Consider the following 26,822-nt stretch of genomic DNA (forward strand, 5'->3'; position numbering starts at 1 on the left):
CGGCTACTTCCGCCAAGTCGGCGTCAGGCCTTCGCGCATCGCAAAACGCCGGAGCGGGCCGATCGCGCCGAGCAGGTGCATGCCAACCGCGCGGACCGGCTGGAGCGGCAGGAAATCGTTGAGCAGAGAGCGGTTGGCGATGTCGATCGCAAAGGTCCGGCTCAGGATATCCGGACGCCGTGCCCGGTCGTAACGCTTGAGCACGTCTGCTGTGCCAGGATCCTGACCGGACGCGATGGCCTCGCCCGCAAGCCGCGCAATGTCGGCGGCATCGCGGAGGCCGAGATTGAGGCCTTGGGCGCCGATCGGCGGAACCACATGGGCGGCTTCGCCGACCAGCGCGATGCGATCGCGGCCAAAGGATTTGGGACGTTCGATCGCCAGCGGGAACAGATGGCGGCCCGGCTCGACCGTCATGCGTCCGAGGATCGAATGCGACTGCTTCTCGATCGCGGCGGACAATTCCTCGTCGCTCAGGCCACGAAGCCGCTCGGCGTCCGCAGGCGCCGAGACCCAGACGACGCTGGAGCGATCGCCGGGCAGGGGCACGAACACGCAAGGGCCCTGCGGCGTGTGGAACTCGGTCGAGACGTTGCGATGGGGCCGCGCGTGGCCGACGTTGAAGGTCAGCGCAGTCTGGGTCAGTTCGCGCCGCGTCACCGCGATGCCGGAGGCTTCGCGGCACAGCGAATGCCGGCCGTCGGCGCCGACCACGAGGCGGGCCGAGAGAAATTGCGCAGCGGCGGTGCGGATCGCGACGTCATCGGCTTCGATGACGACAGTTTCGGCCTCGTCGTCGAAACGGACGAGACCGGGCAGTTCGGCCGCGCGCGCTTCCAGCGCCAGCATCAGCGAGCGATTGTCGATGTTGTAGCCGAAGGCATCCAGGCCGATTTCGTGGCAGGAGAACCGGACCTCGGGCGCGCGGAAGAGCCGACCGGTGTCGTCGACGAGCCGCATGATTTCGAGCGCGGCCGCCTTGTCCTTGCAGCGCGGCCAGACGTCGAGGCTCTCCAGCAGATCGACGGAGGCACCGAGTAGCGCCGTGGTGCGATTGTCGGCATAGGGCACGCGACGCGCCACCAGCGCGGTCCGTGCGCCCGCCTGCGCCAATGCGATGGCCGCGCCAAGTCCCGCCGGTCCGCCGCCGATCACGGCGGCGTCAAAGAGTGTCGATGCATCTGTCATGGAACGACATTGGACACGCCCCGCGGCAAATTCAAGCCCAGTCATATTTCCCTGATTTTATGACGAATTGTGCGACCGGGCGCCGCAATGGCTTATGTGCAAATCGGTGTCATTCTGATAGCAGAAGCCATGGACAGCCAAGAGGATTCCCTGAAGCCCAGGCCCGCGATCCGCGCCGCTGCCTTCTCGGTGCACATCTTCACCGCGTTCGGTGCGGCGATCGCGCTGCTGGCGATGCTTGAGGCCGTGCGCGAGCACTGGGCGGCGATGTTTCAATGGCTGGGCGTCGCCCTCATCATCGACGCGATCGACGGGCCGATTGCGCGCCGGCTCAACGTCAAGGACGTGCAGCCGAACTGGTCGGGCGACGTGCTCGATCTCGTGGTCGATTTCGTCACCTACGTCTTCGTGCCGGCCTATGCGATCGTGGCCAGCGGCCTGCTGCTGCCGGTCGCTGCTCCCTTGCTCGGCGTCGCCATTATCGTCACCAGCGCATTATATTTCGCCGATCTGCGCATGAAGGCGGACGACAATCATTTCCGCGGCTTTCCGGCGCTGTGGAATGCGGCGGCGTTCTATCTGTTCCTGCTGCACTGGCCGCCGCTGCTGTCGACGCTGCTGGTCGCAAGCCTGGTGGTGCTGACCTTCGTGCCCTTCCATGTGCTGCATCCGGTGCGCGTCGTGCGGCTGCGCTGGCTGACGATGACGCTGATTGCGATCTGGGCTCTGCTCTCCTTCTACACGCTGCAGATGGACTTTCGCGTCGGCACCGGCGTGACTGTCGCGCTCTGCGCGATCGCACTCTGGATCAGCTTCAGCGACGCATTGATACGACTGACAAGATCCTTCGCATGATGCACCTGTTGACCAGCCCCGAAGCCTGGGCCGCGCTCCTCACCTTGACCGCGCTCGAGATCGTGCTCGGCATCGACAACGTCATTTTCCTGTCGGTGATCGTCTCGCGCATTCCCGAGAAGCAGGCGCACCGCGCCCGCCAGGTCGGCCTCGCGCTGGCGCTGATCTTCCGCATCATCCTGCTGAGCCTCCTGGTCTGGCTGATCGGCCTGACCGCGCCGGTGTTTTCGTTTTCGGGTTACGGCTTCTCCTGGCGCGACCTCATCCTGATCGGCGGCGGCATGTTCCTGATCGCGAAGGCGACGCACGAGATTCATGCCGAGGTCGAAGCCGATGACAGCGAAGGCGACGCGAGGTCGCCTCGTAACGCCTTCTTCTGGGTCATCGTCCAGATCGTGATCATCGACATCGTGTTCTCGCTGGACTCGATCATCACAGCGATCGGCATGGCGCAGGACATCGAGATCATGATCGCGGCCGTCGTGATCGCCTGCGTGATCATGTACATTTCGTCCGGACCGGTGTCGCGATTCGTCGCGGAGCATCCGACCACGAAAATGCTGGCGCTGGCCTTCCTGGTGCTGATCGGCGTCGCGCTGGTTGCGGATGGATTCCAATTCCACATCCCGCGCGGCTACATCTATTTCGCGATTGCGTTCTCGGCGGCGGTCGAGTTCTTCAACGTGCTGGCGAAACGCAAACGCAGGAAAACCGGCAAGCCGTCGGTCTAGGCGTTCCACCGGCGTCGAGTTGACAAGGCGGGCGCGATGTCTTTCGCTGGCCCGCCAGAAGAGGAGGTCAGGTGATGACCAAAGCCGTCCGTGTGCACAAGGTCGGAGGCCCCGAAGCCCTGGTCTATGAGAGCGTCGATGTTCCGGCGCCCGGGCCCGGCGAGGTGCGTATCCGCCAGCATGCCGTCGGCCTGAACTTCATCGACGTCTATTACCGCACCGGCCTCTACAAGGCGCCGGGGCTACCCTTCATCGCCGGCAACGAGGCCTCCGGCGAGGTCGTTGCGGTCGGGCCGGGCGTGACGAATTTCCATCCGGGCGACCGCGTCGCCTACTACCACAATCTCGGCGCATATACCGGGGAGCGCAACATCCCCTGGGAGCGGCTGGTCAAGCTGCCCGACCACATCACCTACGAGCAGGGCGCCGTGCTGATGCTGAAGGGGTTAACGGTGTGGTATCTCCTGCACAAGACCTTCAAGGTCGAGCCGCATCATCGCGTGCTGATCCATGCCGCGGCGGGCGGCATCGGCCTGCTCGCCTGCCAATGGGCGAGGGCGATGGGCGCCCACGTCATCGGCACCGTCGGCTCGCGCGAGAAGGCTGCGCTTGCCGAGGCCAATGGCTGCGACCATGTCATCCTCTACAACGAGGAAGACTTCGTTGCGCGCGTCAAACAGATCAGCCGCAACGAGGGTTGCGATGTGGTCTATGACGGCGTCGGCAAGGCGACTTTCCCGGGCTCGCTGTCCTGCCTGAAGCCGCGCGGGATGTTCGTCTCTTTCGGCAATGCCTCAGGCCCGGTGCCGCCGTTCTCGATCGCCGAGCTCAACACTCACGGCTCGCTGTTTGCGACCCGGCCCAAGCTCAACGACTATATCGGTACGCGCAAGGAGCTGCTGGAAGGCGCCGACACGCTGTTTGCCGCCGTCATCAACGGCAAGCTGCACGTGCCGATCAACCATGCCTACGCGCTCAAGGACGCCGCCAAGGCGCATATCGATCTCGAAAGCCGCAAGACCACGGGCGCGTCGATCCTGAAGCCGTAACTCACCGTCATTGCGAGCGAAGCGAAGCAATCCAGAATCTTTCCGTTGAGGCAGTCTGGATTGCTTCGTCGCTGCGCTCCTCGCAATGACGAGCTTACGCCACGCGCCGCGCCGCGCCGGCTCTGGTCAAGATCCCGTCGAGACAATCGATCATCTCCGCGATCTCCGTCCGCGTGACGTTCAGCGCCGGCATGAAGCGCAGCGTGTCGACCTGCGGCGCGTTGAGGAGGACGCCGGCCTCGAACGCCTGCGCGACGATGCCGGGTGCGATCGGCAGCTTGAGGTCGAGCGCGAGCAGGAGCCCCCGGCCACGCACTTCGCCGAGCCCGTGGCGCGCCGAGACCTTCTGCAATTCGCTTTCGAGCAGCAGCCCGGTTTCGGTCGCCGTCTTGAGGAAATCCGGCTTGCTGAGCTCGTCGAGCACCGCGAGTCCCACCGCGCACATGATCGGGTTGCCGTTGAACGTGCCGCCCTGGTCGCCGTGCTCGAAGCAGGCGGCGCGTTCGGTCGCGAGCAACGCTGCGAGCGGCACGCCGCCGCCGATGCCCTTGCCGAGCGTCATGATGTCGGGCGCGATGCCGGTGTGCTCGTAGTGGAAGAGCTTGCCGGTTCGGCCCATCCCGGTCTGGATCTCGTCGAAGATCAGGAGGAGGCCGTGCGCGTGGGTGAGGGCGCGCAACTCCTGCAAGAACTGATCGGTCGCCGGCCATACGCCTGATTCACCCTGGATCGGCTCGAGCATCACGGCGACGGTGTTGTCGTTGATCAGCTTTTCGACTGACGCAATGTCGTTCAGCTTCGCCTTCTTGAAACCGGCGACCTTCGGCTCGAACAGCGGCTCAAAGGCCTTCTTGCCTGAGGCCGACATCGTCGCCAGCGTGCGGCCGTGAAAGCCGCCCTCGAAGGTGATGATCTCGAACGCGCCACCTCGATGGATGCCGCCATATTTGCGCGCGAGCTTGATCGCGCCCTCGTTGGCTTCCGCACCCGAATTGGCAAAGAACACCTGATCGAACGCGCTGTTTGCGACAAGCTGCTCAGCGAGCTTCAAGCTGGGCTCGTTGTAGAAGGCCGGGCTCGGCGTCAGCAGCCGCTTGGCCTGCGCGGCAAGCGCGTCGGCGATCGCGGGCGGGGAGTGGCCGAGGCAGTTGACGGCCCAGCCCTGCACGAAATCGAGATAGCGCTTGCGGCTGTCGTCCCAGAGGTAGGAGCCGGCGCCGCGGACGAACACGGTCTTGGGCCGGGCGGTGATGTCCATTAAAGCGTCATACGGATGGGTGGCGCTGGTCATGTCGAACTCCTCTGGAGGCGGGGGAAAGGGCGCGCGAAAAGCAAAAAGGCCGCACCTTGCGGGTGCGGCCTTTTCGAGAACGGGGCTGAACTTAGTGGTTCAGCGGCGTCGTCGGACATGGCGCACCCTCTCATCGTCGCGGAAGCGACGGCGGAGCATTTCGGTGCGCTGATGGGTCCGAGCGTTGATCATGGGGCGCGGCAATACATGCGAATGGCACGGCTTGTCAAGCGGGCGCTTTACAGGCCACACGCGCAGCGTGCATGGGGTAGATGAAAGATGCGCCCCTGGAAACCATTGCGTCCCTAGCGCGTTTGTGATCACAGCACGCGAATTGGTTCGAACCGAACGCATGACGGTTCGGACCAAGAGGGGCGGGACCAACCAGATTGTTTTTAAAGCCTTGTCCGACACGCCTTATCCGATCGACCTCGACAGCATTCGCGGCGCGTTTCCGCCGGGCATCGAGGCGCCGTCGCTGTTGCTGGACTTCGCCGGATGGCTGAACGGCCGCCCCTGGGGCAGCGTCGGCTGCTTCTCGCTGCAGGGCCAGTTTTCCGATCAGGCGCCGATTGTCGACGGCAGTCCCTTGCGCGACCGGTTTTCGCTGTTCATGCGGCTGCCGGATGGCTCGGCTGTTGGCGGCTGGTATGGCGCGGGTCTCGACCGCGACAATCCGCCGATCGTGGGGCTTGGGTCCGAGGGCGATTGCGAGCTGCTGGCGCCGAGCCTCGATGGCCTGCTCGCAAAACTGACGTCGCAACAATTCGACAATGCTTGGAGCGATCTGAAGCCGCACGACGAGGTCGAATGCCAGACGGTCGAGCTCGCGCAATGGCTCACCGGGCGGCTGAGCGGGGAGATCGCGGCGCCCGATGACGATCCGTCGGAGCTGCCCGACTTTCGCGGCTTCATGGAAAAATGGAGCCGGGATCGCGAAGACTACTGGGCCAATCATCGCTTGATGGCCGAACTCGGCTGGCGCCTCGCCGCGCATCTGCCGAAGGGCAAGAAGCCCTGGGACAGGACGAGCTTCGAGATCGCGATCGTCGGCAGGCAATACCAGGCGCGCGTCCTGACGCGCGGGCCGCAGCCGTTCGAGGAAACCGCCGCGATCGAATCCCTGCTGCGCGATCTGCGTGAGGAGATGCGGAAGGCGCAGCCCGAGCTCGGGCTGTGGTACGCGATGAAATTCGGCCTTTATGCCGACGGCCGCGTCATGCCGAACTTCGAATATGATGTGCGCCCGAGCATCGACGGCGAGCCTGCGAAGCTGTCGGAGGCGCAAGCCGATCTTGCCCGCGCGCCGCGGCCGGAGCGCTGGGTGCCGAAATGGCTGGCGGAATCCTGAAGCTCGGAATCCCGCGATGCTGCCGCCCAGCCGGCGCGTCGAAATCTTCCGCTGTCGTGCCATCTTGACCTCGCCGGAACGGTACCTTCGATCCCCCTTGACTTAGAGCGCGCTCGAAGGGGTATCTGTACGTGCGTCAGTACGAGAACGGGCACACATGAAGATCGGCGACCTCGCAAAACGGACCGGCCTGTCGACGCACACGTTGCGTTACTATGAGCGCATCGGGCTGCTGCCATACGCTGACCGGGATCGCTCCGGCCAGCGTGACTTTGACGCATCGATCCTCAGATGGATCGAATTCCTCGGTCGGCTCAAGACCACGGGAATGCCGATCCGGGACATGTTGCGTTACGCGGCGCTTCGTGACGAAGGCGACGCTACCGGCACAAGCCGGCGGCAGATGCTGGAAGTCCACCGCGAACAGGTGCGCACGCAGATCGCCGAACTCCAGGAATGCCTGCTCGTCCTTGATACCAAGATCGCCGGCTATGCCAGCGATGAACAGAGGACGAAGGAAAATGACGCACGCCCAAACACAAGACGAAAGCCGGTTCGATCGCGGCCAGCGGGCCCTGTCACGCATTGACGGCAGAGCTGGTGAAAAGGTCGTCGCTTCACTCGCCGACATCGCTCCGGATTTCGCACGATACGTGATCGAGTTTCCGTTCGGCGACATTTACTGCCGCCCCGGCCTCGGCCTGCGCGATCGAGAGATCGCCACGATCGCCGCGCTGACGGCGCTCGGAAATGCCGCGCCTCAGCTCAAGGTGCATATCGAGGCGGGTCTGAACGTCGGGCTGTCTCGCGACGAGATCGTGGAGATCATCATGCAGATGGCCGTCTATGCGGGCTTCCCGGCGGCGCTGAACGGGCTGTTCGCAGCTAAGGAAGTGTTCGCCGCGCGTGACGAACAGCAGGCGTCGGGAGAAGCGAACGGCGAGCGTGATGCTGCCGTAGCTTAGCGATGACCCGCTCCCTTTCCCGCTTGCGGGAGAGGGAGCAGCGAGTTCGTGGCTGCAACGGCCGCGTCAGCGGAAGATCAGAATCCCGCGACGCTGCCGTGCAGGTCGTATTGATCGGCGCGTTCGATCTTCGCGGTGACGATCTCGCCAACGCGCAAGGGGCGGCGGCTCGACAGGTAGACGGCGCCGTCGATCTCCGGCGCATCGGCCTTGGATCGGCCCTTTGAGACGGTCGGGCCGACCTCGTCGATGATGATCTGCTGGCGCGTGCCGACTTTGCGCTTCAGCCTGCGCGCGGAAATCTTCTGCTGGCGCGCCATCAGGGCGTTGTAGCGCTCCTGCTTGATCTCTTCCGGTACGGGGTTCTCGATCGCATTCGCCGTGGCGCCGGCGACCGGCTCGTATTTGAAGCAGCCGAGCCGATCGATCTCGGCCTCGTCTAGCCAGTCGAGCAGATAGGCGAAATCGGCATCCGTCTCGCCGGGGAAGCCGACGATGAAGGTCGAGCGGAGAGCGAGATCGGGACATTGCTCGCGCCAACGCTTGATGCGCGCCAGCGTCTTGTCCTGCGCCGCCGGGCGCTTCATCGCCTTCAGCACCTCGGGGCTCGCGTGCTGGAACGGGATGTCGAGATAGGGCAGCACCTTGCCTTCGTTCATCAGCGCGATGACCTCGTCGACATGCGGGTAGGGGTAGACATATTGCAAGCGGACCCAGGCGCCGAGTTCGCCGAGCTCGCGCGCGAGGTCGATGAATCTGGCGCGGACCTGGCGATCCTTCCACGGGCTCTCGGCGTATTTGAGATCGACGCCGTAGGCCGAGGTGTCCTGCGAGATTACCAGCAGTTCCTTGACGCCGGCGTCGACCAGGCGTTCGGCCTCGCGCAGCACATCGTTGGCCGGTCGCGAGACGAGGTCGCCACGCAGCTTCGGAATGATGCAGAAGGTGCAGCGGTTGTTGCAGCCCTCGGAGATTTTCAAATAGGCGTAGTGGCGCGGTGTTAGCTTGATGCCCTGCGGCGGCACCAGATCGAGATGCGGATTGTGGGCGGGCGGCAGCGCGCGATGCACGGCGTCCAGCACGCTCTCATATTGCTGCGGGCCGCTGATGGAGAGCACGCCGGGATAGGCCTGCTCGATCTGCTCGGGTTCCGCGCCCATGCAGCCGGTCACGATCACCTTGCCATTCTCGGCCATGGCCTCGCCGATCGCCGAGAGCGATTCCTGCTTGGCGCTGTCGAGGAAGCCGCAGGTGTTGACGATGACGATGTCGGCGCCGTCATGCTTGCGGGCGAGCTCGTAACCCTCGGCGCGCAGGCGCGTGATGATGCGCTCGGAATCCACCAAAGCCTTGGGGCACCCGAGCGACACGAAGCTGACCTTCGGCGCAGCCGTCTGATCCATATCCAAATCTGCCTGATTGACAGGGTTGAGCTAGTCCCAATTGCCCATAATTACAACCCTTTGCAGGGCCTGAGGGCATGCTATGGATGAATCACTGGTGGTGAGTGAGCAATGAGCGCCGAACAGTCGCCCAAAATCGTGATCGTCGACGAAAGCCCGATCCGGGCTGCGATCCTCGAGGAAGGGTTGCGGGAGGCCGGATTCACGCAGATCGTCCATATCAGCGAGATGCAAAGCCTGCTCGCCCGTATTTATGCGGTCGACCCTGACATCATCCTGATCGATCTTGAAAACCCCAGCCGCGACGTGCTGGAAGCGATGTTCCAGGTCAGCCGCGCCGTGCGGCGCCCGATCGCGATGTTCGTCGATCAGAGCGATTCATCCTCGATCCAGGCCTCGGTCGAGGCGGGGGTTTCCGCCTATATCGTCGACGGGCTGAGGAAGGAGCGCATCAAGCCGATCCTCGACCTCTGCGTGTCGCGCTTCAATGCCTTCGCAAAACTCCAGGAGGAGCTGGAGCGCACCAAGTCGCAGCTCGAGGATCGCAAGGTCATCGAGAAGGCCAAGGGCATCCTGATGAAGGTGAAGGGCCTGACCGAGGACGAGGCCTATGTGCTGCTGCGCTCTACCGCGATGCGCGAGAAGAAGAAAATCGGCGAGATCGCCCAGTCGATCATCACCGCGTCGGAGATGCTGAAATGACCGTTCCCCTCCGCATCGGGTTCATTCCGCTGGTCGATGCCGCAGCGCTGATCGTTGCCGTCGACAAGGGATTTGCCACGGCCGAAGGGCTCGAGGTCGAACTGGTCCGCGAGGTCTCCTGGTCCAACGTCCGCGACAAGCTCAATATCGGCTTGTTCGACGCCGCGCATCTGCTCGCGCCCGTCGCGATTGCGTCCTCGCTCGGGCTCGGTCATGTCAAGGTGCCGATCGCGGCGCCCTTCAATCTCGGCATCAACGGCAATGCGATCACGGTCTCGCCGGCGCTTCATGCCGCGCTGATGGAGGAGATCGATGGCGACCGCTTCGATCCGCTCGCAACGGCAAAAGCGTTGGCGCGCGTGGTCGCCAAGCGGCGCAAAGCGGGGGCCGATCCGTTGACCTTCGGCATGACCTTCCCGTTCTCGACCCACAATTACCAATTGCGGTTCTGGATGGCGGCGGCCGGCGTCGATCCCGACGAGGACGTGCGGCTGGTGGTGCTGCCGCCGCCCTATATGGTCGACAGTCTCGCCAATGGTCATGTCGATGCGTTCTGCGTCGGCGCGCCCTGGAATTCGATCGCGGTCGATCTCGGGATCGGCCACATCCTGCATTTCGTCTCCGACATCCTGGCCCATGCGGCGGAGAAGGTGCTCGCGCTCCGCCAGGTCTGGGCCGACAAGAATCCGGACGTGGTGGCCAGCCTGGTGCGCGCGGCGGTGAAAGCCGCGGAGTTCATCGAGCACCCGGAAAACCGGGCCGAAGCGGCGCGGATCCTGGCGCAGCCGGAGCGGATCGGCGTCGATGCCGAAGTCATCCAGCGCACCCTCACGGGACGCCTCAAGATTTCGCCGGACGGCACCGTTCGCGAGAGCGGCAGCTACCTTCTGGTGGGACGCGAGGAAGCAGGGCGCCCCGATCCGGTCCAGGCCGCCTGGCTCTATGCGCAGATGGTGCGCTGGGGGCAGACGACGCTGACGCCCGACGGCGTCAAGACGGCCATGGCCGTGTTCAGGCCCGATCTCTATGACGGCGTCCTCGGCCGCCAGCCCCCCGCCCAGGCCCCCGCGGCATTCGGCGCATTCGCCGGCCCCGCCTTCGATCCCGCCAATATTCGGGGTCATCTTGAGGCCTTCGAGGTAGGCCGCTGGAAGGTGTGATTCGGGCCTGCATCGTTTTTGAGCGCTGGGGATCCGCGTCTAAATTTTAGGCCGACTGCTCGAATTTCGTAAGAGCTCCAGAGCCCTGAGTTCCCTTTTTTGCTCTTAGCTGCTTGATACCACACACATTTTCATTTCATCAAAGCTGGCACGCAAATTGAATGTTGCAGTGCGGCCAGCCTGTCACAGATGCCTGCTGCGCCAGTCCCCAGCAACGAAGCTGATCGGACCGTTGGGTGCGCAGCCGGCTCTCGAGCCAGCCGAGCTCCTCGCGGGTCGTGCACTTTCCGTCGATACCACCCAGGTGGCCGCAGGAGCTTCGTTACTGACCATGAAAATCGACACCGTCTCAGTCGACTTTACCGACGACCAGAAACGCTACCTCGAAGGCTTCACGACCGGTCTGCAGATCAGTCGCGTCGGTCGCGGTCTTGGCGGCGGCGCCGGCAAGGCGAACGCCGAGCCGACCGGTCCCGATGCCGTGCACATCAAGGCGCAGGACAAGTTCATCGCCGCGGGCAAGAAGCTCGCCGACCAGGAGAAGGTCAAGCGCGACGAGCATCCCTTCGATGCCTATCCGCGTCTCCGCCAGCAGGCGCTCGACAATACGCCGCCGAGTCCGGCGGACAATTTCCGCTGGCGCTATTACGGCATCTTCTACGTCGCGCCGACGCAGGACTCCTACATGTGCCGTCTGCGCATTCCGAACGGCATCATGAAGCACTGGCAGCTGGCCGGCCTTGCCGATCTTGCCGATGAAACGTGCGGGCCCTACAGCCACGTCACGACGCGCGCCAATCTGCAGCTTCGCGAGATCCCGCCGAAGAACGCCGTGAAGCTGATCGAAGGCATTCAGGACTTAGGCCTGTGCTCGCGCGGCTCCGGCGCCGACAACATCCGCAACGTGACGGGAACGCCGACGGCGGGCATCGACCCGCAGGAGCTGATCGACACGCGGCCTTATGCGCGCGAGTGGCACTACCACATCCTGAACGATCGCTCGCTGTATGGCTTGCCGCGCAAGTTCAACGTCGCCTTCGACGGCGCCGGCAGGATCGCCGTGCTCGAGGAGACCAATGATATCGCCTTCACGGCATATGAGGTGCAGGACGGCTTCGGCGTCGAGCCCGGGATCTGGTTCCGCCTCGGCCTCGGTGGCATCACCGGCCACAAGGACTTTGCCAAATATTCCGGCATCGTCGTCAAGCCTGAAGACGCCACCGCCGTTGCCGACGCCATCGTGCGCGTGTTCATCGAGCACGGCGACCGCACCAACCGCAACAAGGCGCGGCTGAAATACGTGCTCGACGCCATGGGCCATGACGGCTTTCTCAAGATCGTCGAGGAACGGCTGAAGACACCATTCACGCGCGTGCCGGAAGAGGCGTTTGCGCCGCGGCCGGCCGCGGACCGCATGGCGCATATCGGCGTGCACAAGCAGAAGCAGGACGGCTTGAACTGGATCGGCGTGTCGCTGACGCTCGGCAAGATCAGCAGCGATCAGATGCGGGGCCTCGCCAAGGTGGCGCGGGACCTCGGCGACGGCGAGATCCGTCTGACCGTCTGGCAGAACCTGCTGATATCAGGGGTGCGCGACGAGAATGTCGAGCTTGCCATCGCGGCGATCAAGCAGATCGGGCTTGCGGTCGAGGCTTCGCACATCCGCGCCGGCCTGATCGCGTGCACCGGCAATGCCGGTTGCCGCTTCGCCGCCTCCAACACCAAGCGCCACGCCGCCGAGATCGGCGACTGGTGCGAGCCGCGCGTCGAGATGGACAAGCCGGTCAACATCCACGTCACCGGCTGCCACCATTCCTGTGCCCAGCATTACATCAGCGACATCGGCCTGATCGGGGCGCGCGTGCCTGTCAACGAGGAGGACACGGTGGAGGGCTATCATCTCTTCACCGGCGGCGGGTTCGGTCCTGACGCCGACGTCGGGCAGGAGGTCTATCACGACCTCAAGGCCGAGGACGCGCCGAAGACAGTCGAAGGACTGCTCAAGGCCTATATCGCCCATCGCTCGTCTTCCGACGAAACCTTCCTGTCCTTTGCGCGCCGCCACGACGGCGAGACGCTGCGCAAGCTTGCCGATGCCGAGGTGTCTTCATGAACCAGATCAGCCCTCCGCCGAAACTCGACATCATTCCCACGAGCGCCCCGTTCTCCGACGCCCAACGCTCCTGGCTGAACGGCTTCTTTGCCGGGCTGCTGTCGCCTGACGCGGCCGCGCCGCTGTCGGCCGAGCAGGGCGCCGCGGTCATGCAAGCCGGTGATGGTGACGACGGTGAAGCGCCTTGGCACGACCAGACCATGCCGATCGCCGATCGGATGAAGCTCGCCGAAGGCCGTCCCGTGCGGCGCAAGATGATGGCGGCGATGGCGCAGCAGGATTGCGGGCAGTGCGGCTACAATTGCCACGACTATTCGGAGGCGATCGCGAGCCGCAGTGAAGCGCGGCTCAACCTCTGCGTCCCCGGCGGCAAGGAAACCGCGCGGATGCTGAAGTCGCTGCACGAAGAGCTGGACAAGGCGCCGGCGGCCAAGGCTGGCGACAAGGCGTCCGACAAGGTCGACGCGGTGGCGGCCCCCGCCGTGACCGTGACGATCGCCGAGCCCGGCCGCTCGCGCGACAATCCTGTTGCGGCGACCTTCCTGTCGCGCCGTCTTCTCAACAAGGGAAAGTCGGAGAAGGAAACCTATCACGTCGAGTTCGATCTTTCCGAGAGCAAGCTCGACTATGTCGTCGGTGACAGTTTTGGCGTGTTCGCCCGCAACGAGCTCGGCCTCGTCGACCAGGTCATCGCGTTGCTCGGTGCCTCCCACACGACGAAGGTCAACGGCAAGACGCTGCGTGAGGTGCTGATCGACGACGTTTCGCTCTCGCCGGCGCCCGACACGCTGTTCGAACTGCTCTCCTTCATCACCGGCGGCGCGCAGCGCGAGAGGGCACGGGCACTGGCGCAGGGCGAGGATCCCGATGGCGACGCCGCCGCGCTCGACGTCATGGCTGCGCTGCAGAAGTTTTCGGGTACGCGGCCGCATCCTGAAGCCTTCGTCGAGGCGCTTGAGCCGCTGCAGCCGCGGCTCTATTCGATCTCGTCCTCGCACAATGCGACGCCTGGGAAGCTTTCGCTGACGGTCGATTCCGTGCGCTACGTGATCGGCAAACGCAAGCGCATCGGCGTCGCCTCGACCTTCCTCGGCGAGCGCATCGCCGAGGGCGAGAAGCTCAAGGTCTATGTGCAGAAGGCGCACAATTTCGGCCTGCCGCAGGATCCGAAGACGCCGATCATCATGATCGGCCCCGGCACCGGCATTGCGCCGTTCCGTGCCTTCCTGTTCGACCGCAAGGCGACCGGTGCGCCCGGCAAGAACTGGCTGTTCTTCGGCCACCAGCGCAGCGATTGCGACTTCTTCTACCAGGAGGAGCTCAACGCGATGAAGACCTCGGGCCTGCTCACGCGCATGTCGCTGGCCTGGTCGCGCGACGGCGAGAAGAAGTTCTACGTGCAGGACCGCATGCGCGAGGTCGGCCGCGAGCTATGGACGTGGCTTGCCGAGGGGGCGCATCTCTACATCTGCGGCGATGCCAAGCGCATGGCCAAGGACGTCGAGCGCGCGCTGGTCGATATCGTCGCCCAGTTCGGGGCGCGTTCGACCGACGAAGCCGTCAGTTTTGTCGCCGAGCTCAAGAAGACGGGCCGCTTCCAGGCTGACGTCTACTAGCTGTCATCCCACCGTCATCCGAGCCGGTTCCAACTGGCTCGGATTTGAACGAATAAGATTCTCGGAACCTGCGGGCGGGTAGAATTTGCTCCTGCGATGCGGGGTTTTCAGAGAACCCGCATCGCTATTTCCGCGGGTCTCTTGCCCGCCACCCCGGTTGATCCCTCATAATCCCGCATATGGGGCGTTGGAGATCGACCATGCGCGAACTATCGGCGGAAGCCCGGCTGCACTTCTACGCGCGTTCGCTCTCGCGGCGGACCGGGGCGAGCGTGCATCATGCCGCGATGTACAGCGCCTTCGCGGTTATCGCCGCGATCGTGTTCGGCACGCTGTCGGTGCACCCGTTCTAACGAGTCTTCGCAGCTCTCGTAGGGTGGGCAAAGGCGCGATTGCGCCGTGCCCACCATCTCTCAGCAAGCAGGATGGATTTTGGTGGGCACGCTTCGCTTTGCCCACCCTACGGCACTGAGCAAACCTCACGCGCCGCGCTTGAACGGCGCGACCTCGATCCCTGCATCCTTCAAGGCCTGCCGCAAACCGCGCGCGATGTCGACGGCGCCCGGCGTATCACCGTGGATGCACACCGTGTCGGTGCGCATCTTGATGACCTTGCCCGTGACCGAGACCACCGCGCCGTCCTGTACCATACGCACCACGCGGTCGGCGATCGCCTTGGCGTCGTGCAGCACCGCACCCGGCTTCTTGCGCGAGACGAGATTGCCATCGTCCTCATAGGCGCGGTCGGCGAACACCTCGTGCACCATCGGCAGATTGGCGGCTTCGCCGGCCTTCACCAGCTTCGAATTGGCGAGCACGACGAAGATCAGGCTGGGGTCGACCGCCTTGATGCCGGCGGCGATCGCCTTCGCCGTCATGTCATCCTCGCAGGCGACGTTGGAGAGCGCGCCATGCGCCTTCACATGCGTGACCTTGTGGCCCGCCGCGGTCGCGATCGCCTGCAGGGCGCCGATCTGGTAGGCGACGAGGTTCTCGATCTCGGAGGCTTTCAGGCCCGCGATCGGATGGCGGCCGAAGCCGTGCAGGTCGCGATAGCCAGGATGCGCGCCGACCGAGACGCCGCGCGCCTTCGCCAGCTCGACAGTCCGGCGCATGATATCGGGATCGCCGGCGTGGAAGCCGCAAGCGACGTTGACCGAGCTCGCCAGGTCGATCATGGCGGCATCGTTGCCCATCTCCCACGCGCCAAAACCTTCGCCGAGATCGCAATTGAGATCGATCGTCTTCATGGGGTGCTCTCCGTCTCTGGTCGTCTTGTCGTTTACGGCTCGGCTGCAACCTGCCAGGTCCCGGCGTCGATGGCACTGACAGCATAGCCCGCGACGTTGGCATCGCTGAGCGCTTCGATGTTGAGCGCGACGGTGTCGGCGGAGCGCAGGCGATCGGGCAGGTTGCGGATCAGCTGCGCGAATTTTCTCGCCTCGTCCTGCGCCTCAGCCATGCTGACCGCCTTGAAGCGGAACGCGGTTCCTGCCGAGGTTTGCGCGAGACGGCCGACATCGGCCGTGATCACGGTCGCGATCTTCGGGTAGCCGCCGGAGGTGCCGCGATCCATCATCAGCGCGATCGGCGCGCCGTTGCCGGGCACCTGGATGCTGCCGTTGACCGTGCCGTCGGAGACGATGTTGTGGCCATGCAGATGCTTGATCGCAGGGCCCTCAAGCCTGTAGCCCATGCGATCGGAGGTCGCCGAGATCTTCCACTCGCTGTCGAGGAACAGCGCCTTGTTGGCGTCGTCGAACTCGTCGTCCTGCGGTCCCAGCAGGACGCGGATCGGACCGCTCGATGGCTTCGGCAGTTCGATGCGCAGGTCCGGTGCACCGCTTGCGGCATCGACGGTGAATTCGTCGCCGGCCTGCAGCGGGCGCGGGTAGGGGCTGCCGAGACCGGCACGGGCGTTGACCGCAAGGCTGCCGAACACCGGCTCGCCCTTGATCCCGCTTTCGATCGCCAGATAAGTGAACGCCCCGCCGCGAGCAAAACCCAGCGTCAGCGTCTCGCCGTCCTTCAGCGTCACCGATGTGTCCATGGCGACCGGGCTGCCGGAGATGTCCGCATTGCGCGGCGCGCCTGAAATCGCGACGCGCACGGCACCGTCGCGCGCGGCGAACGAGGCGCCGAACGGGCCGACCTCGACAACGGCTGCGAACGGTTCGTTGCCGACAAGCGTGTTCGCTGCCGCGAGCGACAGGCGGTCCATCGCGCCGCTGACCGTCAGGCCATAGCGCTGCGCTCCATGGCGTCCGCCGTCCTGGACCGTGCTTGCAGGCCCGATGCTGGCGATCACGAGCCGGCTCATGCGACCACCTGCTCGGCAATGATCTCGCCGGCTTCGGCGGCGCGGTCCTGTTCCTCGAACGTCTTGTGGTCGACGGCGAAAAACGTCACGCGATCGCCGGGTTCGGTGAGGAAGGTCGGATTGCGGTGGAGCTGATAGGTCCGCACCGGCGTGCGGCCGAGCAGGTGCCAGCCGCTCGGCGCTGCCAGGCACTGGATTCCGGCCTGGATGCCGCCGATCGAGATCGTGCCGGCAGGCGTCAACAGCCGCGGATTCTGCCGCCGCGACATCTGCAGGGATTTGTCGAGCCCGCTGAGATAGGACCACCCCGGCGTGAAGCCGATCATGGCGACCTTATAGTCGCCGGCGACATGGCGCGCGACGATGTCGTCGGGCGTGGTGTTCAGCGCCTTCGCGACGTCCTCGAGGTCGATGCCATGCTCGCCGCCATAGGCGACGGGAATGCGCCAGCGGCGCGCTTTGGTCGCCGGCGGCAGCGGCTGGCTGGCGAGCGCGAGCAGCTTTTCGCCGAGCGCGTCGAAGCCGATCTTGCCCGGGTCGTAATGCACCAGCAGCGAGCGATAAGTCGGCACGGACTCGGTGATGGCATCGATCGCGCTTGCTGCGAGCGCCTTGTCGAGCGCCAGCACGCGCTGGTTGGCGTCGTCGTCAATGGTACGGCTGAACTCGACCGTGACGGCGCTGTCGCCACTGGGCAGAAGGCGGGGCGGGGGAAGCGTCGCGGACATGGGGTGTCGAAATCGGGCTTCTGGAGATACGCGGGCTCGGCCTTGAGCTCCGCTTGTTCCTGCTTCGCGTAAATGTGCCCGCAAGTCCAATAAATTAATGCAGGGGGAGACGATAAAGCCTTGTTATCGCGACGCATAACAGCGCTGCGGCCCTGCATGATTGGTAGCTTGTTGGCCCTTGACGCAAGGCCCGCACCCCGCAAGATGCGCGCGTGCTTTCCCGCCCATCCGGAGCTCGTCTGTTTCCATGTCGCTGTCCCCCGAAGCCCGCAAGACCCTCGCCGGCATCACCACTGCCACCATCACAACGGTCCTGCTGAAGAAGGGCCTGCGCAACATCTGGATGCGCGGCGCGCGTCCGCTGCGCCCGGGTCTGCCGCGCCTGGTGGGACCGGCCTTCACGCTGCGCTTCGTGCCGGCGCGCGAGGATCTGGCGACGCCGGAATCCTGGTCGTCGCCGATCTCGACCCGCACCGCGATCGAGGCGATGCCGGAGGGCTGCATCGCCGTGGTCGACGCCATGGGCATTACCGACGCCGGCATCTTCGGCGACATCCTGTGCGCGCGCATGATGAAGCGCGGCGTCACCGCACTCGTCACCGACGGTGTCGTGCGCGACGTCGAGGGCGTGCTCGGCACCAACCTGCCGGTCTGGTGCGACGGCTATGCCGCGCCGCCGTCGGTTGCCGGCCTGACCTTCGTGGGCTGGGGCGAGCCGATCGGCTGCGGCGGCGTTGCGGTGTTCCCGAACGACATCGTGGTCGCCGACCAGGACGGCTGCGTGCTGATCCCGCAGGCGATGCTCGAACACGTGCTCAACGAGGGTGTCGAGCAGGAGCGGATGGAAGCCTGGATCGTCAACGAGGTGAACAATGGCGCGGTGCTCCCGGGCCTCTATCCCATGAACGCCGAGACCAAGGCGCGCTACGCCGCAAGCAAGAAGTAACCGGGAAAGAAGTGAGGTAAATCCAATGGAGATCACTGTTGCAGGCACGCGGCCGACCCGTCGTGCGCCCGGGGAACACTTCACCGGCACGGTCTGGCAGGACCCCGTCATCATGGCGCCCGCGCCCGCGCGGCTGAACTGCTCGCGCGTCTCGTTCGAGCCGGGCGCGCGCACCAACTGGCATCACCATCCGCTCGGGCAGACGCTCTATGTGATTTCGGGGGTCGGCCGGGTCCAGTCCAAGGGCGGGCCTGTCATCGAAATCCGTCCCGGCGACACCGTCTGGATTCCGCCGGGCGAGCTGCACTGGCACGGCGGGTCGCCAACCAACGGCATGACCCACATCGCCATGCAGGAAGCGCTCGACGGCGTGTTCTCAACCTGGTTGGAGCCGGTGACCGACGCGGAATACGGCGCGGCGGTCGGCTAGCGTCTCGTGTTCCGGACCAGACGCGTCGCCGCAAGGCGATGCGGCGCCCATCCGGGGCCCCGAGATTTGAGACCCACGAAGAACGCTGGGTCCCGGCTCTGCGGAGCGGCATTGCACGCTGCACCGCGTCCGGGACAACAGCACTTACATCCGCTCCGCCGTCCACGTGCCCTTGCACATGCTGCCGCGCCACGTGCCGGAGCCGGAGGTGCCGCTGAGCCGGCCGAAGCCGACGGCACGCTTGATGCCGGTGCTCAAGGTGACGTTGATGCTGCCCGCGTCCGCGACGCGGCCTGATGCCGTCACCATTGCGCTGCTCGAGGCGATCTGACCGTTGTTGATACCGATCGCGACGGTCGAGCCGTTACCGCAGGTCTCGCTCGACGACGAAATACGGACATTCCATGCGCCGTCGAAAGTGCTGGCGCTTGCCTGCGCGGCCGGCAACGCGATGACGATGATGGTGGCGAAGAGAGCCTTACGAAATCCGTTCATGACACGCCCCTAGGGTTGATCATGCAGGGATCGTGACATCGACGCGGAGCCGGCGATGTGAGGGCTGTCACGCGCGCGACGGGCTCTGTGATGTCGCGCACGTCGCCGATTTGGCGGGCGAAAGCGAAGGGCCCGCATTGCGGGCCCTTTGTCTCGGTCAGAGTGTCACCACGAAGTCAGTTCACCCGCGTCCAGGTCTGGCCGCCGCAGAACATGCCGCCGAAGGCGCAGCCCTGCACGCGCAGGCGATCGGTGCCCTTCAGCGCGATGGTTGAATCGTAGGTCGAGCCGGAGTTGGGATCGAGGATCCGGCCGGACCACTTCTGGTCCTTGTTCTGGTCCTTGCCGGGCTTCATGTTGATCAGAACCTGCTCGCCATTCTGGTTCGATTTCGAATCGACCGAGTAGCCGCAGAGATTGCTGCCGCATTGCTCGATCCGGACCTTGCCTTCCTTCTCCTCAGTGAGCCAGACGCCGAGCGGTGAATTGAGATCGCGCGTGGGCGCGGTTGCGGGAGCCGGCGGCGCGACGGCAGCCGACTGAACGGGGGCAGGCGCAGGCGCCGGGACGGGGGGCGGAGCCGGAGGCGCGGCTGCGACCGTCGGAGCAGGTGGTGGAGGCGGTGCGGGCGGTACTGCGGCCACCGTCGGGGCAGCAATTGGGGCCGGCTGAGGCGGCGGCACCAGCGCGTCTCCGGCCGGAGCATTGTTAGCCGTGGTGGCCGGAGGCGCCGGCGGGGCAGGAGGCGCGACGGCCACGGGAGCTTGGACAGGGGCCTGCTCGGCCGCCGGCGGCGCCGTGACAGGTGCCGGGGCCGGCGCCGGATTGGCGGGCACCTGCGGGTCAGCCTTGGCTTGTTGCGGTGCCTGCGGGTCCGCTTTTGGAGCCCCCTTGGCATCGTTCTTGGTTTTCTTCGCTTTGCCCTGGCCGGTGTTGTCGTAGACGCCGGGGATTTGCACCGTGCCGCGGTCGGGATCGATGCGGATGGTACGCCCGCCATAGTCGAAGGTGTACTGCGCCTGCGCAGCGGTGCTCGCCAGAAGGAATGCGGCCGTGGCCAACAGCTTCCTCATTTCGCGTCTCCTGAAACAGGTGGTCCCCGGACCGACGCTTACGCCCCGGTTCGATCGCAAAAAGTGATCTAGATCACTGTCACCGTATGAGTCGTGGTCCGGCGATTTCGGGTTCAATAACACCGCAGCCGGTCCAAAGTTTGGCCGGGGCAAGCGACAGGAGGACGCGGTCCCTAATCGAACCAGGCGGCGTAGATCTTCTTGTAGCTGCCGTCCTGCATGGAAATGTGCAGCCATTGGTCGACGAACGCCTTCAGCGCCATGTCGCGCTGGAGCCAATAGGCCTTCTCGGAGAAGTCGAACGGCTTGTCGGGGTGCACCGCGCAGAGCACGCCTTGATGCTGCTTCTGCTGGTAGCGCGTCTCGGAGGCGTCCGTCATCATCAGGTCGGCATTACCCTTGGCGATCTCGTCGAAGATCACGGTGTTGTCCGGGAAGACGGTGATGTCGGCTTCCTTGATGTTGGCACGCGCGAAGCGCTCGTTGGTGCCGCCGGGATTGACGATCACGCGGGTGCCCTTCTTGTCGATGTCGGTGATGCTCTGGTATTTGGCGACGTCGGCACAGCGCGCGATCGGCGTCTTGCCCTCGCGCATGATCGGCGTGGAGAAGAAACCCTTCTTCTGCCGGTCGAGCGTGACCGAGACGCCGCCCATGGCGATGTCGAACTGGTCGGCCTCGAAATCCTTCATCAGCTTCGGCCATGCCGTCGGCACGAATTCGACCTTGACGCCGAGCGCCTTGCCGAGCGCCTCCGCCATGTCGACGTCGAAGCCGTTGAATTGCTGCGTCGTCTTGTCGAGATAGGTGAAGGGCTTGTAGTCGCCGGTCATGCCGACGCGCAAAGTGCCGCGCTTGACGATCTCGTCGAGGCGGGACGGCGTCGCCTGCTGTCCGTGCGCCGAAACGTTTGCCAGCAGGACCACGGCCAAAGTCGCCAAAATTCGACTGGTCATTCGAACGATCATCTCTTTTCCACCCATGCCCGAGCTGTCATTGTGCAGCTCTCGATGCCTGTCTTGAGCCTTGGATTTAGACCAGATGCCCGTCGCTGGCGAGGCGGAATTGAAGGGAATTCTGAAGTGACGATCTCGATGCATGACGCCTCGGTCGGCGTCTTCGTGCCGTATCTGCGCAATCTGTCCGCACTGCTCGACAAGGGCGTTGCCTATGCCGAAGCCCGGAAGTTCAATCCGGCCGTCCTGCTCGGCATGCGCATTGCGCCCGACATGTACGATCTGGCGCAACAGATCGGCGAGGCCTGCCGCCATGCCACGGTCGCCTCGGCCTTGCTGGCCGAGCGCGAGCCGGTGATGCTGCCGATGCTGGAGCACGACATGGCCGGACTCCAGGCCCGCATCGCAACGTCAATCGAGTTCATCGAAGGCCTGCCGCGCGAGGAGATCAATGCTGCGGCGGAACGGAATGTCTTCTTCAGGCTGAAGAACGGGACCGAGTTGGCCTTCACCGGGCGGATGCTGCTGCTGACCTTCAGCGTCCCGCAGTTCTTCTTTCACGTCACGACAGCCTACGACCTGTTGCGGCACGCAGGCGTCGAGCTCGTGAAGGATTATCTCGGACGACGATAGGCCGAACCGGCATCCACTTCGTTCGACAGCGCGCTAGGCTTCGCCCTTGCGCTCGTACTCGGCGAGCGAGCTGCGGCCAGCGATCTCGCTGCGCAGCTCTTCGAAGCGCCGATGTGCCTCGTCCTCGTGCGCGTCGACGAAATGCACTGCGGCTTCGCCGGTCATCGGGCCGCTGACCACGGGCACGGACTGCTCGCCGATGGTCTCGTGGACGTAGAACTGGCCGTCATCGCCGCGATGGACCGTCCATTTCAGACGGATCGCCACCATCGGCCCGGGCCCGACCTTGCTGTAGCCGTCGGCATCAGTGTGCTCCGGCACCAGCGGCTGCTCCTCGACGACCGGATGCTCATCGACCATCGGGTGCTCGTCGACTAACGGGTGCTCGTCGGCGACCCCGTGCTCACCAGCAACCACCATTTCGGTCACGGTCACGGTTTCGGTCTCGCGCACGGTCTCGGTCTCGCGCACGACGAGGACGGGTTCAGGGTGCTCCAGGATGCTGGCGATGGTCGCCAACGCGTGGTCGGTCGGGTCGATCTCTGACAAGGGTCCATCCTCCAGCTCGACGCGGCCGGCAAGTCTGTCCCACTGCCGCCGCGGCCGGACCTATTACGCGGGTTTGATTAAGGCTGAGTGAGGGCTCGATCTGCACCAAAATGGGACTCATTCTGGCGTTCCGAAGGCGGGGGGCGGCCGGGCCGCCCTGGAAATACTCAGCCCAGGACATCCTGATTGATGATGTTCTGCCGGATGGGATCGCCGTCCAGCACACTCAGGATGTTTCGCGCGGTCTGCTCGCTCATCCGGCTCACCGCCTCGACCGTGACGCCGGCGACATGCGGGGCCATGATGACGTTGGGCAGCGCGAACAGCGCGTTGCTGACCGGCGGCGGCTCGACCTCGAACACGTCGATACCGGCGCCGGCGAGCTTGCCCGAGACCAGTGCGTCATACAGCGCCGCTTCCTTCACGATGCCGCCGCGCGCGGTGTTGATGAGATAGGATTTCGGCTTCATCCGGCCGATCCGCGCCGCGTCGAACAGGCCGACGGTCTCCGGCGTCTTCGGGCAGTGGATGGTGACGAAATCGGCGTGTGGCAGCGCGGCATCGAGATCGGCGACCGGCTCGCAGCCTGCCGCCTTGATCTCTGCGACTCCCTTGTAGGGATCATAGACCTGCACATTCATGTCCATCGCCAGGCAGCGCTTGGCGGTGCGGGTGCCGATGCGGCCGAAGCCGATGATGAGGACGGTCTTGCCGTAGAGATCGAACGGCAGCATGCCGAGGCGGTCGGCCCATTTGCCGTCCTTGACGCAGGCGTGCATCTCCTGCGCGCGTTTGGCCAGTGTCAGCATCATGAACAGCGCCTGCTCGGCGACGGAGGGCGAATTCGCACTGCCGGCGACCATCAGCGGCACCTTGCGGCGGGAGAGGGCGGGGACGTCGACGGCGTCGTAGCCGACGCCAATCCGGGTCACCACCTTCATGTCCTTCGAGGCTTCGAGCTCGGTCTCGCCGAAAGCGGTGGCGCCGAGCGCCACGCCATGGACCGGCGCGTGGCTCTTCAGCAAGGCCTCGAAATCCCTAGCGGAGATCAGGTTCGGAAACTCGATGAGCTCGATGTCATCTCGCTGGGTGAGGAGGGCGCGCGCCCCTTGCGACAAAGTTTGCGTGACAAAGATTTTCTTCTTGTTGGTCGACATCGTTCCTACCTGCGCGAGTTTCCCGACCGGCCGTCACAATACGACGCCGGTCGCCTCGCTTAGCAGGTGCATATTGTTGAGGTCCATCGCCAAACGCATGGGGCCGCCGTCCTTGGCGCCCGCATTGGGATCGACACGGCCGCAAATTGGCGTGCCTTCCAGGCCGAAATAGACCAGCGTCTCCATTCCCATCGGCTCGGTGACATCAAGCACGGTGTCGAAGGTCTCGACACCCGGCTCCAGATGCGCATGCGATTCCGTGAGATGTTCGGGACGGATGCCGAGCAACAGGTTTTCGGCTCGGGGCAGCGCGCTGTAACGGGCGGCGCGGGCCGGCGGCAACGGGAACGAGATGCGGTCCGTCAGGCGGATGTTGAGCTTGCCGCCGACGTCCTCAAGCCGGCACGGAATGAAGTTCATCGCCGGCGAGCCGATGAAGCCCGCGACGAAGCGCGTCGCCGGCTTGTGGTAGAGCTCGTTCGGGGTGCCGATCTGCTCGATCCGCCCCTTGTTCATCACCACTACGCGGTCCGCCAGCGTCATCGCCTCGACCTGGTCGTGGGTGACGTAGACCGTCGTGGTACGCACCTTCTGGTGCACCTTCTTGATCTCGATCCGCATCTGCACGCGCAGCTTGGCGTCCAGATTGGATAGCGGCTCGTCGAACAGGAAGACTTTTGGGTTGCGCACGATCGCCCGCCCCATGGCGACGCGCTGGCGCTGACCGCCGGAGAGCTGCTTCGGCTTGCGGTCGATCAGGTCGGTGATGTCGAGGAGGCGGGCGGCCTCGGTCACCCGCGCCTTGATTTCGGCTTTGGGATAGTGCTTGAGCCGCAACCCGAACGACATGTTCTCCGCGACGGTCATGTGCGGATAGAGCGCGTAGTTCTGAAACACCATCGCAATGTCGCGGTCCTTCGGCGGCACGTCGTTGACGACGTCCCCGCCGATCATGATGTCACCGTCGGTGATGTCCTCGAGTCCCGCGATCATCCGCAACGTCGTCGACTTGCCGCAGCCGGAGGGGCCGACGAGCACGATGAACTCATGGTCCGAGATGTCGAGATCGATGCCGCGCACCGCCTCGACCTCATCGTAACGCTTGACGACCTTCCGCAACGCAACTTCAGCCATAAGACATCAACCCTTTGTCGCGCCGGCGGTCAGGCCGGCAATGTAATAGTCCATCAGGAAGGCGTAGATGATCAGCGGCGGGGCCGCGCCCAGCAGCGCGCCGGTCATGATCTGACCCCAATTGAAGACGTCGCCCTTGATCAGCGTGGTGGTGATGCCGACCGGCAGCACGAGCTGGTCGATGGATGTCGTGAACACCAGGGGATAGAGGAACTGCGCCCATGAGACAGTGAAGGCGAAGATGGTCGCCGCGATCAGGCCGGGCAGGGCGACGGGGATGAAAATCCGCGTCAGGGTCTGGAGCCATGAGGCGCCGTCGATGAGAGCCGCCTCGTCCAGCTCCTTCGGGATCGAGGCGAAATAACCGATCATGATCCAGGTGCAGAACGGCACGGTCAGCGTCGGATAGATGAACAGCAGCACGTACCATCGGTTGAGGAGCGTGATGCCGGTGATGTCCTGGACCGCTGCGAGCATTTTGAACAGCGGAATGAACAACAGGCTGTCCGGAACCAGGTAGGTCAGAAAAACACCGGTCGCGAGCGTCGTCGAGCCCCAGAACTTCATCCTTGCCAGCGCGAAGGCCGCAGGAATGCTGATCAGCATGGTGACGCACACAACGACGATGGAGACGACCGCCGAATTCCAGAAGAAGCGCAAAAACTGGTTCGACGTCAACAGCTCGACGTAGTTCGCCAGGGTGGGATGAAATACCCACCAGGGATTGGTCGCCGCCGAAATCTCCGCGCTGCTCTTGAGGGAAGTGATCAGCATGTAGATCGGCGGGACGAGCGAAAAAATCGCGAACAGCACCAGGAAGAAGTAGGACCAGCGCAGCGCCCAGGTCCGATCCCGGCTCATGCTCCGGTACTTGACCTTGCGCGTGGGACCGCCCTTGTCGATTGCAAGCGTGCTCATCAGGCTTCGTTCCCACGTTTGTTGACATCGCGCAGGATGAAGATCGCCGCGACTGCGAGGATCGGTACCATGAACAGCGAGACGCATGCGCCGAGCGGAATATCGCTGCTCTGGATTCCGACTTGGAAGGCCCAGGTGGCGAACAGATGCGTCGAATCCAACGGGCCGCCCGAGGTCAGGATGCGCACGATGTCGAAATTGGCGAAGGTGACGATCAACGAGAACAGCGTCGTGATGGCGATGATGTTGCGCATCATCGGCAGGGTGATGTGCCAGATCTTCTGCCACCAATTGGCGCCGTCAATGGCGGCAGCCTCGTAGAGCTGGTCCGGCACCGATTTAAGCGCGGCCAGATACATGATCATGAAGAACGGTGCGCCGTACCAGACGTTGACGAGAATGACGGAGAAACGGGCCCAGAAGGTGTCGCCAAGCCAGGGAATCGGGCCGACACCGAAGAACGACAGCGTGTAGTTGAAGGCGCTGTAGGAGGGATCGAACAGCCACAGCCAGGCCAGGGTGCTCATCGCCGGCGGGATCACCCAGGGCACCAGCAGCATGCCGCGCCACTTGCGCTGGCCCTTGGCCGGAAGGTTGTGGACGAAATGAGCGACAATGAAGCCCATCAGCGCTTTGAAGAACACCGCGGTGAGGGCGAAGATGCAGGATTGCCTCACCACCATCCAGAAGGTGTCGCGCTTGAACAGGAAGGTGAAATTGCTCAAGCCGACGAACTTCTGCATCGACTTGTTCAGCGTGGCGAGATGCATCGAGTAGAAGGCAGGATAGAGCACGAACAGCGCGATCAGGAGAATCAGCGGCAGCGTCAGGAAGAACGCCATCGTCGACTTCCGCCTGAGTGCATTTTTGAGGCTCGCCCGTTTGCGCGGGCTCGCGGCACGGACGGAGCGAGCTTGCTGAACGACGACATCGGCCATGGTCAGACTTTCTTACGGGACGTTCGAAAGGGAAGCCGCCCGCATCGGTCGGCATCCCTTGGAAGGCGATGGAAAGGGTGAATCCCGGGCGGCTCACGCGCGAACGCGTGAACCGCCATGG

28 protein-coding genes are annotated in these 26,822 nt (G+C 64.4%); 14 read left to right on the forward strand and 14 right to left on the reverse strand.

The window, feature by feature from the left end; all coding sequences use genetic code 11:
- Positions 1 to 3: 3 nt before the first annotated feature.
- A complete protein-coding gene (locus AC0L3P_RS03710) occupies positions 4 to 1,188 on the reverse strand; it encodes a UbiH/UbiF family hydroxylase (RefSeq protein WP_473301003.1) in 1,185 nt (394 codons plus the stop codon).
- Positions 1,189 to 1,275: 87 nt separating this feature from the next.
- Between AC0L3P_RS03710 and pcsA the strand changes: the two genes are divergently transcribed.
- The 3 genes from pcsA to AC0L3P_RS03725 all read left to right on the forward strand — a co-directional run bounded on the left by pcsA (position 1,276) and on the right by AC0L3P_RS03725 (position 3,823).
- Positions 1,276 to 2,043 (forward strand): phosphatidylcholine synthase, encoded by a 768-nt coding sequence (gene pcsA / locus AC0L3P_RS03715; RefSeq protein ID WP_354059368.1) that lies wholly within the window; start codon positions 1,276 to 1,278, stop codon positions 2,041 to 2,043.
- Positions 2,040 to 2,774 carry a TerC family protein gene (locus AC0L3P_RS03720; RefSeq protein WP_473301004.1) on the forward strand — a complete coding sequence of 245 codons (735 nt, stop codon included), beginning with the start codon at positions 2,040 to 2,042 and terminating at the stop codon, positions 2,772 to 2,774. Before pcsA ends, AC0L3P_RS03720 begins: the two co-directional genes overlap by 4 nt.
- A 74-nt stretch (positions 2,775 to 2,848) precedes the next feature.
- The gene (locus AC0L3P_RS03725) at positions 2,849 to 3,823 is read left to right on the forward strand and encodes a quinone oxidoreductase family protein (protein ID WP_247499072.1); all 975 of its coding nucleotides are present in this window, start codon (positions 2,849 to 2,851) and stop codon (positions 3,821 to 3,823) included.
- A 94-nt stretch (positions 3,824 to 3,917) separates the two neighbouring features.
- Here the strand turns inward: AC0L3P_RS03725 and AC0L3P_RS03730 are convergent, their stop codons facing one another.
- On the reverse strand, positions 3,918 to 5,114 hold the full coding sequence (locus AC0L3P_RS03730; RefSeq protein WP_473301005.1) for an acetylornithine transaminase: 1,197 nt from the start codon (positions 5,112 to 5,114) through the stop codon (positions 3,918 to 3,920).
- Between the two features lie 403 nt (positions 5,115 to 5,517).
- On the opposite strand from AC0L3P_RS03730, the gene AC0L3P_RS03735 reads away from it, so the two are divergent.
- The 3 genes from AC0L3P_RS03735 to AC0L3P_RS03745 all read left to right on the forward strand — a co-directional run bounded on the left by AC0L3P_RS03735 (position 5,518) and on the right by AC0L3P_RS03745 (position 7,430).
- Positions 5,518 to 6,465 carry a hypothetical protein gene (locus AC0L3P_RS03735; RefSeq protein ID WP_473301024.1) on the forward strand — a complete coding sequence of 316 codons (948 nt, stop codon included), beginning with the start codon at positions 5,518 to 5,520 and terminating at the stop codon, positions 6,463 to 6,465.
- A gap of 157 nt (positions 6,466 to 6,622) precedes the next feature.
- Positions 6,623 to 7,054, forward strand: a complete 432-nt coding sequence (locus AC0L3P_RS03740) for a MerR family transcriptional regulator (protein ID WP_473301006.1) — start codon at positions 6,623 to 6,625, stop codon at positions 7,052 to 7,054.
- The gene (locus AC0L3P_RS03745; RefSeq protein ID WP_473301007.1) at positions 6,987 to 7,430 is read left to right on the forward strand and encodes a carboxymuconolactone decarboxylase family protein; all 444 of its coding nucleotides are present in this window, start codon (positions 6,987 to 6,989) and stop codon (positions 7,428 to 7,430) included. Before AC0L3P_RS03740 ends, AC0L3P_RS03745 begins: the two co-directional genes overlap by 68 nt.
- A gap of 77 nt (positions 7,431 to 7,507) precedes the next feature.
- Here AC0L3P_RS03745 and rimO read toward each other — a convergent pair whose 3' ends face one another.
- A complete protein-coding gene (gene rimO / locus AC0L3P_RS03750; RefSeq protein ID WP_473301008.1) occupies positions 7,508 to 8,833 on the reverse strand; it encodes a 30S ribosomal protein S12 methylthiotransferase RimO in 1,326 nt (441 codons plus the stop codon).
- A gap of 111 nt (positions 8,834 to 8,944) precedes the next feature.
- Here rimO and AC0L3P_RS03755 point away from each other — a divergent pair, with 111 nt between their 5' ends.
- The 5 genes from AC0L3P_RS03755 to AC0L3P_RS03775 all read left to right on the forward strand — a co-directional run bounded on the left by AC0L3P_RS03755 (position 8,945) and on the right by AC0L3P_RS03775 (position 14,777).
- Positions 8,945 to 9,535, forward strand: a complete 591-nt coding sequence (locus AC0L3P_RS03755) for an ANTAR domain-containing response regulator (protein WP_106944809.1) — start codon at positions 8,945 to 8,947, stop codon at positions 9,533 to 9,535.
- Positions 9,532 to 10,695: a CmpA/NrtA family ABC transporter substrate-binding protein gene (locus AC0L3P_RS03760; protein ID WP_275171111.1), complete on the forward strand. Its 1,164-nt coding sequence runs from the start codon at positions 9,532 to 9,534 to the stop codon at positions 10,693 to 10,695. The genes AC0L3P_RS03755 and AC0L3P_RS03760 overlap by 4 nt, the downstream gene beginning before the upstream one ends.
- Positions 10,696 to 11,026: 331 nt before the next feature.
- Complete coding sequence (locus AC0L3P_RS03765; protein WP_275171110.1) at positions 11,027 to 12,808, forward strand: NirA family protein; 1,782 nt, start codon at positions 11,027 to 11,029, stop codon at positions 12,806 to 12,808.
- The gene (locus AC0L3P_RS03770; RefSeq protein ID WP_275171109.1) at positions 12,805 to 14,424 is read left to right on the forward strand and encodes a sulfite reductase subunit alpha; all 1,620 of its coding nucleotides are present in this window, start codon (positions 12,805 to 12,807) and stop codon (positions 14,422 to 14,424) included. The genes AC0L3P_RS03765 and AC0L3P_RS03770 overlap by 4 nt, the downstream gene beginning before the upstream one ends.
- A gap of 200 nt (positions 14,425 to 14,624) precedes the next feature.
- Positions 14,625 to 14,777: a hypothetical protein gene (locus AC0L3P_RS03775; RefSeq protein ID WP_007590908.1), complete on the forward strand. Its 153-nt coding sequence runs from the start codon at positions 14,625 to 14,627 to the stop codon at positions 14,775 to 14,777.
- 126 nt (positions 14,778 to 14,903) lie between these two features.
- Here AC0L3P_RS03775 and AC0L3P_RS03780 read toward each other — a convergent pair whose 3' ends face one another.
- The 3 genes from AC0L3P_RS03780 to pxpB are packed head-to-tail and all read right to left on the reverse strand — an operon-like array spanning position 14,904 to position 17,472.
- Positions 14,904 to 15,674, reverse strand: a complete 771-nt coding sequence (locus AC0L3P_RS03780) for a LamB/YcsF family protein (RefSeq protein WP_275171108.1) — start codon at positions 15,672 to 15,674, stop codon at positions 14,904 to 14,906.
- 32 nt (positions 15,675 to 15,706) lie between these two features.
- Positions 15,707 to 16,744 (reverse strand): 5-oxoprolinase subunit C family protein, encoded by a 1,038-nt coding sequence (locus AC0L3P_RS03785; RefSeq protein WP_275171107.1) that lies wholly within the window; start codon positions 16,742 to 16,744, stop codon positions 15,707 to 15,709.
- On the reverse strand, positions 16,741 to 17,472 hold the full coding sequence (gene pxpB / locus AC0L3P_RS03790; RefSeq protein ID WP_473301009.1) for a 5-oxoprolinase subunit PxpB: 732 nt from the start codon (positions 17,470 to 17,472) through the stop codon (positions 16,741 to 16,743). The genes AC0L3P_RS03785 and pxpB overlap by 4 nt, the downstream gene beginning before the upstream one ends.
- A gap of 247 nt (positions 17,473 to 17,719) precedes the next feature.
- On the opposite strand from pxpB, the gene AC0L3P_RS03795 reads away from it, so the two are divergent.
- Both AC0L3P_RS03795 and AC0L3P_RS03800 read left to right on the forward strand, forming a co-directional pair.
- Positions 17,720 to 18,418 carry a ribonuclease activity regulator RraA gene (locus AC0L3P_RS03795; RefSeq protein ID WP_007590912.1) on the forward strand — a complete coding sequence of 233 codons (699 nt, stop codon included), beginning with the start codon at positions 17,720 to 17,722 and terminating at the stop codon, positions 18,416 to 18,418.
- Between the two features lie 25 nt (positions 18,419 to 18,443).
- Positions 18,444 to 18,848, forward strand: a complete 405-nt coding sequence (locus AC0L3P_RS03800; protein ID WP_007610479.1) for a (R)-mandelonitrile lyase — start codon at positions 18,444 to 18,446, stop codon at positions 18,846 to 18,848.
- A 144-nt stretch (positions 18,849 to 18,992) separates the two neighbouring features.
- Here the strand turns inward: AC0L3P_RS03800 and AC0L3P_RS03805 are convergent, their stop codons facing one another.
- The 3 genes from AC0L3P_RS03805 to AC0L3P_RS03815 all read right to left on the reverse strand — a co-directional run bounded on the left by AC0L3P_RS03805 (position 18,993) and on the right by AC0L3P_RS03815 (position 21,372).
- Positions 18,993 to 19,343, reverse strand: a complete 351-nt coding sequence (locus AC0L3P_RS03805) for a hypothetical protein (protein WP_275171105.1) — start codon at positions 19,341 to 19,343, stop codon at positions 18,993 to 18,995.
- 176 nt (positions 19,344 to 19,519) lie between these two features.
- Entirely contained in the window at positions 19,520 to 20,416 is an 897-nt protein-coding gene (locus AC0L3P_RS03810) for a DUF2147 domain-containing protein (protein WP_275171104.1), read from the reverse strand.
- Between the two features lie 173 nt (positions 20,417 to 20,589).
- Positions 20,590 to 21,372, reverse strand: coding sequence for a transporter substrate-binding domain-containing protein (locus AC0L3P_RS03815; RefSeq protein WP_473301010.1), 783 nt, complete (start codon positions 21,370 to 21,372; stop codon positions 20,590 to 20,592).
- Between the two features lie 138 nt (positions 21,373 to 21,510).
- Here AC0L3P_RS03815 and AC0L3P_RS03820 point away from each other — a divergent pair, with 138 nt between their 5' ends.
- Entirely contained in the window at positions 21,511 to 22,005 is a 495-nt protein-coding gene (locus AC0L3P_RS03820) for a DUF1993 domain-containing protein (RefSeq protein ID WP_473301025.1), read from the forward strand.
- Positions 22,006 to 22,038: 33 nt separating this feature from the next.
- Here AC0L3P_RS03820 and AC0L3P_RS03825 read toward each other — a convergent pair whose 3' ends face one another.
- The 5 genes from AC0L3P_RS03825 to AC0L3P_RS03845 form a co-directional block, all read right to left on the reverse strand.
- Entirely contained in the window at positions 22,039 to 22,554 is a 516-nt protein-coding gene (locus AC0L3P_RS03825; RefSeq protein ID WP_473301011.1) for a hypothetical protein, read from the reverse strand.
- A 167-nt stretch (positions 22,555 to 22,721) separates the two neighbouring features.
- Positions 22,722 to 23,711, reverse strand: coding sequence for a hydroxyacid dehydrogenase (locus tag AC0L3P_RS03830; RefSeq protein ID WP_275171101.1), 990 nt, complete (start codon positions 23,709 to 23,711; stop codon positions 22,722 to 22,724).
- A gap of 33 nt (positions 23,712 to 23,744) precedes the next feature.
- Positions 23,745 to 24,845 carry an ABC transporter ATP-binding protein gene (locus AC0L3P_RS03835; RefSeq protein WP_473301012.1) on the reverse strand — a complete coding sequence of 367 codons (1,101 nt, stop codon included), beginning with the start codon at positions 24,843 to 24,845 and terminating at the stop codon, positions 23,745 to 23,747.
- 6 nt (positions 24,846 to 24,851) lie between these two features.
- The gene (locus AC0L3P_RS03840; RefSeq protein ID WP_027517994.1) at positions 24,852 to 25,763 is read right to left on the reverse strand and encodes a carbohydrate ABC transporter permease; all 912 of its coding nucleotides are present in this window, start codon (positions 25,761 to 25,763) and stop codon (positions 24,852 to 24,854) included.
- Entirely contained in the window at positions 25,763 to 26,701 is a 939-nt protein-coding gene (locus AC0L3P_RS03845) for a carbohydrate ABC transporter permease (protein WP_275171099.1), read from the reverse strand. The genes AC0L3P_RS03840 and AC0L3P_RS03845 overlap by 1 nt, the downstream gene beginning before the upstream one ends.
- Between the last annotated feature and the right edge of the window lie 121 nt (positions 26,702 to 26,822).

This window comes from Bradyrhizobium sp. WSM4874 (assembly GCF_055811835.1).